Raw genomic sequence first — 13,185 nt, 5'->3', positions numbered from 1 at the left:
ATGAAACTTTATTATCTCCCGGGCGCTTGCTCATTTGTTCCACATACAGCGTTAGAATGGATTGGCCAACCCTACGAAGCGGAAGCGGTCAGTCGTGACAAAATTAAATCACCTGAATACCTGGCATTAAACCCGCAAGGTGCGGTACCGCTTTTAGTGGATGGTGATTTCGCACTATCACAAAACATTGCGATCTTAACTTACCTCGATAACCTTCATCCTGAAGCGAAACTGTTTGGTAGTGATACAGCGCAAGACAAAGCCAAAGCAATGCGTTGGTTATCTTTCTTCAATTCAGATGTACATAAAGCCTTTACCCCGTTTTTCCGCTTACCACCTTATGCACAAGGAAACGAAGCCTTAACGGCAGAAATTCGTCAAAATGCGGCGGACAACGTGTTAAGCATGTTAGAAATTGCGAACGATCACTTAGAGCACCATGCATTTTTTGGCGAGCGTCTCTGCGTGGCGGATGTGTATCTCTACACCATGTTAGGTTGGGCGAAACGTGTTGGGTTGGATGTTAGTCATCTCACTCACTTCAAGTCATTTATCGAGCGTGTGGAAGCAGATAAAGGCGTGGATGCTGTACGCATTCAGGAAGGTTTAAAAGCATAACAAGCGGTGAGATCTCACCCTTTTTTTGCAAAGGGTGCTTTCTTAAGGCAAACAAATTTAGGGTGGGCGAAATGCCCACCCTTGTCATTAAAAAATCGCTTCAATACGGAAGAAGGCACCTAAGTGATGTTTTCTATCCAACTTTTTATTATTGTAATAATGGACTTCAGGTTGAATAAAAAGCCATTCTCTTAATATCGGCTGACGCCAGTTAATAAAAGGCCCATAATAATGGACATCCACTTTTTTACGATTAATCTCCCCACCAACAAATAATCCATAATTTAAACGTTTATGCCCGACAAAATCATGTTGTTGATAAAGACTGTTTCCCCAAAATAGTTTTTCATCAATATCATGCGTATATTCTAGGAATGTATGATTATTAATAAAGGTAATATCAGTGCGTTGATATTTATTTTCTAAGTTCGTACGTAAATAATGTTTACTATTTATCCCATAACGGTAGATTTGTTCTAGGCGTGTAGAATATTGCTCATCATATTTCCATGTTTTTGCGGCTTTCGCTCTCACAAAAATATCTGCCCCAGAACGAATCCCTAAGTCAATATCCGTTTCAATACCAAGTCTATCCGTTTCTTTAGACCAACGAAGTGCCAGAGAGGCATTATCATCACGGCTTTGCTTACCGTCATATTTTTTATCTTGTTCTAACGGTATTTTATAGTTGCGGTGAAGTTGGTTTTTATCTCGAGATTGGTTATCTAAGTCTTCATCACCAAAGACAACACTTAAGTGCTGTTTTAGCGTGGGCAATTTAATTTTGCCTCGAATACGGGGTTTAATCGAATAGCCATCATAATGATTCCATTCATTATCTAACATGATACGAATGCTCGCAGAGGCAGGTTGAGATGGATCAGGTGTACCCAGCCAGCTATCTATGGTATTAGACCAAGAATGCAAACTCTCTTTGATCGTGGAATGTTGTTTATCTGCCCATGTAGTATTTGCATAACTGATATTCGAGTAGGTGCCAAACAATATCATCAAAGAGATTACTGAATATGAATGTTTCATGGTTTCTCCTTTATTATGCTTATTATCATAGCCTAATTATTAGGCGACTACTTGATTAATTTAAGTGATTTTGTGTAAATTTTGTAATGTTGGTGTGGTTTGTATCTATGCTTTTTTGATCTTAAACAACCTTTGTTTTTTTACCATATTTATTGTGGATATTATATAAATTATTGTTTTTAAACGGTTGATTCTGTTTTTTTTGCTAATTGTGTTTTTTTTTTGTGCTTTTTTGGTTTGTTTTTAGAGTTTTATTGGTTTCTTTTGTGACTTTTATTTGGTTGTTAATTGTACTTTATTTTTTTAAAATAATGACGCTTTTTAATATAAAGTGTCATTTTTATAAAATACAAACTTGAATAAGTTTCAACAAGGGGAGTTTTCATGAATAAAATCTTTAAGGTTATTTGGAATCACACAACACAACGTTTTGACGTTGTGTCGGAATTAACGAGGTCGAAGGGAAAATCGTCTTCTCAAACAGATAAGCGTATTTCATTAGTTAAAAACGCAGTGGCTCTAGCAACTGTTGGTGGTGCAGTGATTGGTGGACAGGCACAGGCGGCGGTGGTTACATATGCGCCGATATACGGCACAATTGATAATCAGTGGTCTATTAAAGGAACTGCTATTGGTTCAGGCTCTAAATCTATTGGCGAAAGTACAGTTGCTTATGGTACAAACGCACAGACTTTAAAGCTTTCAGATGTTAGCAGTAGCCCTAAAGCGTCAACGTTGGTACCTGGTGGGGCTGCAAGCATTCAAGATGGAGATAGCATTGAAAAAAGTTCATCTGTTTTAGGTGCAGAAGCTAGAACATATGGACAGCAAGCAACAGCAGTAGGTAATTCAGCTGAGGCGGTGATTTTCTCAACTGCTGTAGGTCAAAATGCTAAAGCAATGCAATATGCTTCTGTAGCAACTGGTCAAGATGCACATGCGACAGGAAAATGGTCAACCGCAACAGGTGTGCAAGCCAAAGCCTTAGCCGACTACTCAAATGCTATCGGTGGTAAAGCACAAGCGAATAGTTGGGGCTCAACGGCGGTTGGTAAAGAAACCATTGTTACAGGCGATGAAGGTACGGCAGTTGGTTATCATGCCGATGTCAAAGGTCGTGACGGTACGGCTTCGGGTGCTCAATCTTTGGCAGGTGAAAAAGCCACAGCAACGGGTGCACAAGCCAAAGCAGAAGGTACTAATGCAACAGCATCAGGTTTTAAATCAAATGCATCAGGTAATAACTCAGTCGCATCTGGTGTCAGCTCAACGGCTAATGCATCAGGTGCTATCGCTATCGGTGATAGTTCAGGAGCAACTAAGGAAGATGCGATTGCTATCGGTCACGGTGCCGCATCAGGTGGTGTAAGCTCAACGGCTATCGGTGATGGCACGATGATTATGCCAGGTGCGGTCAATTCTACTGCTATCGGTACGGCATCAAGTATTCAAGGCACATCAACCAATGCGTATTCACTTGGTACGCATAACTCTATCGGTGCATCAAACGTTGCGGTCGTGGGTAATAATAACATCATCCAACCCACTGCAAGCAACACAATGGTGCTAGGTAACAACGTTACCGCAACCAAGCCAAATAGCGTCATCTTGGGCGAGGGCAGTACTGACCGAGATTATACGCAAGTCACATGTGTTACCATTCCAAATATCGCTGATGGTACGTCTATCGTTTATGATGGATTCAATGGTACAGCGACAGGTATTGTGAGTATCGGTAGCAAGGGTAAAGAACGTCAGCTGACCAATGTTGCCCCTGGTGAGATTTCAGCGACATCGACAGATACCATCAACGGCTCACAGCTTTATGCCGTCGCGTATAAACTTGGCGAGCAAGTTTCAAATATCTATTTCCATACCAATCTGAATGAAGCCAATCAAGGTGCCGGCGACCCTACCACCAACAAAGGTCGTATCCTAGATAAAGCAGGTGCGACAGGAGCGTTTTCTATCACTGCGGGTGTGGCAGCTAAAGCCATTTCTGAAAATGGTATTGCAATTGGTAAAAACTCAAACTCAACAGGTTCAGCCGTTGTGATTGGTGCCAATGCCGCAGCAACAGGCCTTGAGGATGATGTAAATACGGCAAATAGAGAAGATGCACAACAAGGTGCAAATGGTGCAGTGGCAATTGGTGAGAATGCTCGTGCTAGTGCATCTAAAGGATCGCAACCAGCATCTATTGCTATCGGTCAAAGTGCGACAGCGGCGGGCGTGTCTGTTTCTAAAACTACCATGCGTGATGGTAATGAAGTCAATCTAGGTACAGCGATTGCAATCGGTGCAAAGGCGACAGCTAAAGACGCAAGTGTGGCAATTGGTCAAGCGGCAGATGCTGGTCTGGCACAATTTGCTACGGCAGTGGGTGTGAATAGCCGTGCATTAGGCGATCGTTCTAGTGCCTATGGTGTGAGTTCGCTTGCTAATGGACAGCAAGCGGTTGCTGTTGGTTTTGAGTCCAAAGCTGAAGCACAGTATTCTACCGCCATTGGTTCGGGCAGTTTGGCTAGCCAAGATGGTGCAACCGCAATCGGTTCAGGGGCAACATCGCAAAGTACACTTGCTATTGCATTGGGTAAGGGTTCGTTGGTACATAGCGGTGCTGACCGTTCAATGTCAATTGGTGATATGTCCGAAGCGCACGCTACAGCTACAATTGCACAGGGTTATTATGCGATTGGCAAGGGGGCTGATGGTGTAGCAATCGGTACGGCTTCTCGTAACTTTGGAGCAAATTCGACTGCGGTGGGTAGTCGAGCACGTGGCACGGGTGCGAGTGCTTCAGCATTTGGTCATCAGTCTCATGCCACAGGTGATAATACTACTGCTGTAGGTCGATTGGCGATTGCTTCTGGTGCAAATGGCATTGCGATTGGTCAGTCTTCGTTGGCTGGTATCGCTAAGGCTGATGTGGATGCCTTTACCAAAGCACAAAATGATTTATTCACTAATGAGCGTAGTACACGTGTTGCTCAAGGTAAATTGGCTGAAGCAATTGCCAAAAATGACACGCCGAATATTACCAAATATCAAACAGAGTTAAATGGTTTGACTGCGGCGGTATCCAGCCTTGAGCAGGCATTTGCTACTGCCAAAACCAAGCTTGATACTGCAAAAGCAGACACTATCGCCATTGGTACAAGCACCAAAGCGTTGGGCACTGAATCTATCGCCATCGGTAAAAGCTCAAATGTCACTGGCAATCAGTCTATCGCAGTCGGTGTTGGCCACACCGTCGAAGCTGACAACGCTGGTGCGTTCGGTGATCCATCACATCTAACCGCAGAAGCGATTGGCTCTTATGCTGTCGGTAATAACAATACCATTACATCGGCTAATACCTTTGTACTAGGTAGCGGTATCGGACGTAGCTCGACCGATTTGGCGGTTGATTCTGCCGAAGGCACGGTAGCTAACTCTGTCTATTTGGGTAATGAATCAGAGGTGACCAAGGGGGTGGGTCTTGTTGGTACTGATGGCGTTGGTACGCTTAAGACGTGGGATAAAGACCAGCAAAGTGGCGCCACAGCGACAACAGCAGGTGCTGGTGGCACAGTCTCGACAGCCAAAGTTGGCGGTATAACCTATGGTACGGCATCAATCGGTGGTCAAGCCTTTGCAGGTGCGACATCAGATGGTGCAGTCTCTGTCGGCTCATCAGGTGCAGAACGTCGTATCCAAAACGTCGCCGCTGGTGAAATCTCAAAAACATCAACAGACGCCATCAACGGCTCGCAGCTCTATGCTGTCGCCCATCAAGCCTCTAAGCCAATCACCTTTAAGGCCAATAGCAACAAAGATACTCTAAATGCCACTATGAACTTTGCTAGTGAGAATGGCTTAGAGCGTGTCTTGGGTGATGAGATTGTTATCAAGGGTGCGAATGGAAACATACCAAACTTGTCTCGCAATAGCGATGCAGCAACCGCTGGTACCTACAGTGCGCGTAACGTCCAAACGGTAGTCGATGATCAAGGCGTACAAATCCAAATCGCCACTAATCCAATCTTTGACAGCGTACAGTTTGGTAGTAATAGCGGTCCAAAAATCACCAATGAGGGCACTGGTAGCATCAAGGTTGGCTCGTCATCAGGCTCACCTGTCAAAATCACCAACGTCGCCGCAGGTAGTCAACCAAATGATGCAGTGAACCTATCACAGCTAAATGCAACGAGTGCATCTGTCGAAGCTGGGGATAATACCCATGTTAAAGTAACAGATTCGGCAATTGGCGGCAAAATCTATACTGTCCATGCGGATAAAGCAGTAGTACAAGGTGGTAATGGTGTTGATGTAGCAGCAAATACCGTAACCAATCAGGCAAATGGTACCAAAACCACTACTTATACTGTGACAGCCAAAGTGGATGACACAACCATCGGTGTCACATCAGACGGCAAACTGTATTCAAAAGTCGTTGATACCGATACCAACACCGATACTTCTGCACACGTCAAAGCGGCAGATGGTAGTCTAGTGACTGTTACTAAAGCGGATGCTACTCGTGCTGATGGTATTACACAGATTACTGATTATACCGTTGACATCACCAAAGGTGCATTCAATGGCGTAACAACAGCAGGTAAGCTAAATGCTGACGGTACGACAGCAGGCGTAGCAACTGTAGCTGACGTGATTACCGCCGTGAATTCAGGCTTCTGGACAGCGAATGTTGATGGCAACACTAAGGTGGCTGATGTGAAATTCGGTGACAGCGTTAACTTTGCTGATGGCAACGTGACTGATGCGAAATTAGCGGCTGATGGTAAATCTGTCACCTTTGATGTGAAAACTGATGGTACGACAATCAAAACTGAAGGTGGCCAACTTTCTGTTAATGTTGACAACTTACCGAAAGCAGTTGTGGCTGAAGGCAGTAATGTGAAAGTCAAGGCAGATACACAAGGCACAACCACAACTTATACTGTACACGCAGATAAATCTGTCGTTGCTCCAGCCGCAGGTACAACAAGTGTGACTGTGACACCATCAGAACAGGTAGATCAAACAACTGGCTCTAAGACGACAACTTATAACGTTGATTTAAGTGCAGAAACCAAAGCACAAATTGCCAAAGTTGAAACCGTTGTTGCAGGTGATTCAGGTCTTGTGACTGTTGATGATAGTGCAGTTAACACTTCAACTGGTAAAGAATTTAAAGTTGATATTGCCAAAGGCACCTTCAACAACCCAAGTACAACAGGTGAATTGGCAGCAGGTAACACTGGTGTAGCAACTGTAGCGGATGTCGTTGATGCAGTGAATAAAGGCTTCTTAACCACAAAAGTTGCTGGCAACCAAGTTGAGCAAGTAGGCTTTGGCGATGACATCAACTTCGTGAACGGTGCAGGTACAACTGCAAGAATCGTTGACGGTGTCAATGGTGATAAAGGCATCACATTTGATGCAAACCTTGTATCAAGCGATAGCTCTATAACCATCGCAGATAAAGATGGTGCGAAGAACCTAACTGTTAATACAGGTGTTTCAAGAGTTGAAGACGGTGGTAAAGCAGTCACAACTGACGGCGACCAAGTAGCTAATCTTGGTGATGTTGTTGAAACCATCAACAAAACCTCTTGGAAAGTGAACTCTACTGCACAAACAGGCGGTGAAGGCACCTATACAGCAAATGAAGAATCTAAGATCAATGCTGGTGATACACTCAACATCGATGCAGGTAAAAACATCAAGATCTCTGGTGCAGGCAATACATTGCTTGTAGAAACCAAAGACGATGTGACCTTTGATGAAGTCACAACCCGTAACCTCACTGCAACTGGCGATACAGTAGTTAAGAACTTTACAGTTCAACCACAATCAACTATTAATATGGGTAACAACCAGATTAAAGGTGTTGCTGAAGGTACTGAAGGTACTGATGCAGTGAATGTGGATCAGCTAAAACGTGAAGTAGCGACAGCTAAAGCCGTTGAAAAAGTAACAGCGGACACTTCAGCAGATAACATCGCAACGGTAACACAAAAATCTGGTAAACCAGCGGGTGAAGCAAACGAAGAATACGTGGTTAGCGTATCTAAAGCTGCAGTGAAAACAGCGGCTCAAGAAGCCATTGAAGTTGTTGGTGATGCAAAAGCAATCACTGTTGATAAGACAGATGTTGGTGGCGTAGAAACCTTCAAAGTAAACTACAATGGTGCAGAAGCAGCAAAAACCACACCATTAACTTACAAAGCCAATGGAGAAAACCGACAAACCGTTAACCTAAGCGAAGGTCTAAACTTCACCAACGGTGACAAAACAGTTGCTACTGTCGGTGCAGATGGCAAAGTCAGCTTTGATCTAAGCAATGAAGCAAAAACTCAGCTTGCTAAAGTTGAAACCGTTGTTGCAGGTGATTCAGGTCTAGTGACTGTGAATGACACAGCAGTAAACACCTCAGGCGGTAAAGAGTTTAAGGTTGATATTGCTAAAGGCACATTCAATGCACAAACTGCTAACGGTGCACTGGGTGATGTAACCAACACTAATGGTGTCGCAACCGTTGCTGATGTTGTCTCTGCAGTGAATTCAGGCTACTGGACAGCTAAAGTAGATGGTGCAGAATACAGCAAAGTGAAATTCGGTGACAGCGTTAACTTTATTGACGGTGCAGCAACAAATGCCAAAGTGGGTACTGATGGCATCACCTTTGATGTGAAAACTGATGGCACAACCATCAAAGTGGACAATCAAGGCAACTTGGCTGTGAACACCGATGGTCTTGCAAGCACTGAAGTTGTATCAGGTAAAAATACCACAGTAACCCCAACTGTGACTGGTAATAAGACAACTTATAAAGTGGATGCAACCAAAACTACAGTGACCGCAGCAACTGATGGTAAAGTAGAAATCACTGGTGGTACTGAAGATCCAAATGGTGTCATCAACTACACAGTTGGCTTGGATGCAGCAACGAAGAACATCATTAACAATGCAGTGGTGGATGTAGTTGATACTGATACGGTTGATTTAACCAAAACAGCGGACAACAAAATCCAAGCAGATGTGAAAACAACAACCTTGACAGCTGTTGCAGCAGGTGCGGATAAAGCAGGTCAAGTGAATGCACCAGTCGCAGATGATGCGAAAAAACTGGTGAATGCACAAGACTTGGCAACAGTCATCAATAACTCAGGCTGGAATGTCAAAGGTGATGTTGTTGATGGTGGTATGAAGAAAGGTACACACGCAACGACCTTAATCAACCCAGGTGAAACAGTCACCTTGCGTGCAGGTAAAAACTTGGCATTAGACCAAGCGACAGATGTATTTACATATTCATTGCAAGATGATATTTCACTCAACAGTGTAACTACCGTTGACTTGACTGCAACGGGCACAACAACAGTCAATGACTTTACTGTGAAGCCAAATTCAGCAGTCGATATGGGTGGTAACACCTTAACAAATGTTGGCACAGGTGGTGATACAGACACCAACGGTGCAAACATTGGTGATATCAAACGTATTGCAGCTAAGTCTGTTGAAAAAGTCGTCCTAGATAACACAGTGGCTGACAACATTGCAACGGTGAACACCGAATCAGGTGATGCTGCAGGTAATGCAGGTGAAACCTATAAAGTGGGTGTATCTAAACAAGCAGTGAAAACAGCTGCCAAAGAAGCCATCAATGTCACAGGTACAGCACCAATCTCTGTAGCTAAGACAGATGAGGGCGGTGTCGATACTTATACAGTCAAATTTGATGGCACAAAAGCGGCTGAATCTATCCCATTGACCTATAAAGCCAATGGTGTAGATAAGCAAACCGTGAGCCTAAAAGATGGTCTAAACTTCACCGACGGTGACAAAACTGTTGCAACTGTGGGTGTAGATGGCAAAGTCAGCTTTGATCTAAGCGATGAAGCCAAAGAACAACTTGCTAAAGAAGAGTCTGTATCTACAGGCACTCCAGACTTGCTAACGGTCACTAAAGATAAGTTGAATGACACCAAAGGTCAAAACTACAAAGTTGATGTTGTTAAAGGTGTGTTTAACACAGTGACTAACCCAACAGGTTCAATCGCTGCGCCGACCAAAGATGGTGTGGCGACAACCAATGATGTAGTGAATGCAATCAACCAAGGCTACTGGACAGCGCAAGTGGGCGGTACAACGCTTAAGCCTGTACACTTCGGTGATACGCTCAACTTCGTCAATGGCAACGGCACTAAAGCTGTCGCTAAAGAAGGTGCGGTATCTTATGATGTGAACCTAGTTTCTACAGACAGTACGGTGACGTTCGCTCCAGGTGCTGATGGTGCTGTTGACATCAAGGTCAATACAGCCAACCTACCAAAAACTGTCGTGAAGGCAGGTTCTGGCCCAGTGAAAGTCGATGCCGAAGGTAATAATTACACTGTTTCTGTCAATACAACGACAATTACACCTTCTGCAGACCAGAATACCAATGGCTCTGTAGGTGGTGCAACCGATCCATCTGCAGTGATGACTGCTGGTGATGTGATTACCACCATCAAAAATGCAGGCTTCAAGCTAACTGCATCGGCTAATGGTGGTGCAGAAACTGGCTCAACTGTCGATAGCGAAGTCATCAATCCAGGTGATACTGTCGATATGGCAGCGGGCAAAAACTTGGTTGTGAAGCAAGAAGCGAACGGCAAGATTACCTATGCAACTGCCGACGTGGTTAGCTTTACAGATGTGAACACCAATAACCTAACCGCAACAGGCAATACCAAGGTGAATAACTTCGCTGTGGGTGCAGGCTCAACGGTTGATATGGGTGGTAACCAAATCAACAATGTTGGTGCAGGTGTTGAAGATGGCGATGCAGTGACGATTGCACAGCTGAAAGCCAACACAACCAAAGTTGTGGCAGGTGACAACATTGCAGGCGTAGAAACATCAAAAGATGCAAATGGTGTGACTTATACCATTAACGCCAAGGGTGCAGAAGTTGCACAAGGCGATGGCATCACAGTAACTGCGACACCTAATGCAGATACTAATGTAACCACTTACACAGTCGCTCTAGACCAAGCAACCAAAGATAAGCTTGCTGAAGAAACTGTGGTGGATGCAACTGGTCTTGCAACAGTGAAAGCAAGCAAAACTGGTGCGACCACGACTTATACAGTCAATGTGGAGCAAGGTGAATTTGGCTCAGTAACTACTGACGGTGAGCTTGTAGCAGATAAAGATGGTGTAGCAACTGTAAATGATGTTGTTAAAGCAGTGAATGAAGGCTACTGGACTGCCAAAGTAGATGGTACAGAGCACAGCAAAGTGAAATTCGGTGATGCGATTAACTTTGCAAATGGTAAAGGTACTGATGCGAATGTAACCGCTGAAGGTTCGATTACCTTCGACGTCAAAACCGACGGCACAACCATCAAGCTTGATAAAGATGGCAACCTAACTGTAAACACTGACAATCTACCAAAAACCAAACTGGTTAATGGTAAAAACACCACTGTTGAAGGCACAGGTACTGATGCTGACCCATACAAAGTCAACGTCCAAGGCAACCTGGCTGACATCACCTCAATCAGCAATGGTGACACCACCATCAAGCTTGGTGATGCGACTGTGAATGTGGGTGGTGCAACGATTACCAATGTCGCCAATGGTACCAAACCGGGCGATGCGGTGAACTATGAACAGCTACAAGCATCGCAAGAAGAAGTAGTCTCTACTGACAAATCAGTGACAATCACTGAGGGTAAAACGGCTAACGGTGCGAAGAAATTCGACCTATCTGTGACCACCGATGGCACAACCATCATCAAAGGTACAAATGGCGAGTTAAAAGTTAGCACCACAGATTTGACCAACACACCAGAAGGTAAGGTAAATGTACCAACGGGTGCAGAGGCAAATAAACTTGCAACTGCAAGCGATATCGCAACTGCAATCAACGATTCTGGCTTTACGGTCAAAGCCAATGGTGATGCAGGTGAGCTTGTAAATCCAGGCGATGTGGTTGAGTTTAAAAATGGTAAAAACATCAACATCACCCGTGATGGTTCTGTATTCACTGTGAAGACGGTAGATACGCCAGTATTTAGTTCAGTGCAGTTCAATGCAAACGGCCCAATCATCAAAGCTGATGCAAGCAACAACATCAATATTGGTAAAGCTGATGGTTCAGCAACCAAGATTACCAATGTTGCAGAAGGTACAGCGGACAACGATGCTGTTAATGTGAAGCAGTTGAAAGATGCTGTTGCTGCCAATAAGACTGAAATCAAAGCGGGCGATAATGTCAATATCACTGGCGATGGTAGTAAGGATAAACCTTATGTCATCAACGCCAAAGATACCACCGCTACAGCCTCTGTCAAAGCTGGTTCAAGCGAGTTCTTGACTGTGACCGCAAATGGTGCAGTGACAGCAAATGGCACTACCACCATTGATTATGCGGTTGGCTTGACTGACAAAGCTAAAGCAGTGCTTAACAACGCAGCTACTAAGGTTGAAGATACTCACACTGTGAACTTAACCAAAACTGGTGACACTATCAAAGCGGATGTTATTGCTACTGACGGTAAGGGCACCACAGCGAATGTGACAAGTAAAGGTCTAACCTTCGATGTTAAAATAGACGGTGATACTATTACCTTTGACAATAATGGTAACCTGACTGTCAATACTGCTAACCTAGCAACAACAAAACTTGCAGATGGTAAAAACACCAAAGTCACAGGAAAAGGCTCTGAGTCTGACCCATACAAAGTCAATGTTGAAGGCGATCTAAAAGATATTAGTTCTATCAGCAATGGTGATACGAGTATCAAATTAGGCGATGCAACAGTGAATGTGGGTGGTGCAACGATCAGTAATGTAAAAGCTGGTGAGAAAGACGGTGATGCTGTTAATGTTTCACAGTTAAATGAAACTAACCAAGGTTGGACAATTACTACATCAGGTAATACCGATTCCAAAGGTGTTTCAAGCCAAGTTAAGTTAGGTAAATCAGCGAAACCTGCTGAAAAAACTGTGACGATCAGTGGTGGTAAAAACATCAAGGTGAAACAAGAAGGTAATACAGTTTCTGTTGCAACTAGCGATACGCCAACATTTGAAAGTGTGACAGTTGGTGGGGATAAAGGCGTTACAGTCACTTCTACAACATCGAAACTTGATGGCAAGAAAGAGTTAAGTGTAGGCACGGCTGATGCTCCTACGCGTATCACGAATGTTGCTCCAGGTGTGAAAGATACGGATGCAGTGAATGTTAGCCAATTAAAACAGGTACAGGGTAATGTCAATGCGGTCAACAGAAAAGTTGATAAGTTAGATAAACGTGTACGTGGTATTGGTGCAAGCTCTGCGGCAGCATCTTCACTTCCACAAGTGTATATCCCGGGTAAATCAATGGTTGCAGCCGCAGCTGGTGGTTACGATGGCGCTTCAGCCGTTGCAGTGGGTTACTCAAGAGCAAGTGACAATGGTAAACTTATCTTGAAACTTCAAGGTACTGCAAATAGCCAAGGCCATGTATCTGGCGGTGTAGGTGTAGGTTACCAATGGTAATTTAGC

General features: G+C 44.1%; 3 protein-coding genes. 2 read left to right on the top strand and 1 reads right to left on the bottom strand.

Annotation, left to right across the window (positions count from 1 at the left end; genetic code table 11):
• Positions 1–618 (top strand): glutathione S-transferase family protein, encoded by a 618-nt coding sequence (locus EXH44_RS05240; protein WP_162856551.1) that lies wholly within the window; start codon positions 1–3, stop codon positions 616–618.
• An 87-nt stretch (positions 619–705) separates the two neighbouring features.
• Here the strand turns inward: EXH44_RS05240 and EXH44_RS05235 are convergent, their stop codons facing one another.
• Entirely contained in the window at positions 706–1,659 is a 954-nt protein-coding gene (locus tag EXH44_RS05235; RefSeq protein ID WP_162856550.1) for a hypothetical protein, read from the bottom strand.
• Between the two features lie 384 nt (positions 1,660–2,043).
• On the opposite strand from EXH44_RS05235, the gene EXH44_RS05230 reads away from it, so the two are divergent.
• Positions 2,044–13,179: a YadA-like family protein gene (locus EXH44_RS05230; protein WP_162856549.1), complete on the top strand. Its 11,136-nt coding sequence runs from the start codon at positions 2,044–2,046 to the stop codon at positions 13,177–13,179.
• The last annotated feature ends 6 nt before the right edge of the window (positions 13,180–13,185 follow it).

This window comes from Actinobacillus indolicus (genome assembly GCF_004519515.1).
Classification (GTDB): domain Bacteria; phylum Pseudomonadota; class Gammaproteobacteria; order Enterobacterales; family Pasteurellaceae; genus Glaesserella; species Glaesserella indolica_A.
The sequence above is the reverse complement of the archived record's forward strand: the minus strand, read 5'-3'. Positions and strand labels throughout refer to the sequence as shown.

What these genes read in the sequence shown, in the direction of transcription:
- EXH44_RS05230 (WP_162856549.1), top strand. Translation starts at nt 2,044, where the DNA reads ATGAATAAAATCTTTAAGGTTATTTGGAATCACACAACACAACGTTTT.
- EXH44_RS05235 (WP_162856550.1), bottom strand. Translation starts at nt 1,659, where the DNA reads ATGAAACATTCATATTCAGTAATCTCTTTGATGATATTGTTTGGCACC.
- EXH44_RS05240 (WP_162856551.1), top strand. Translation starts at nt 1, where the DNA reads ATGAAACTTTATTATCTCCCGGGCGCTTGCTCATTTGTTCCACATACA.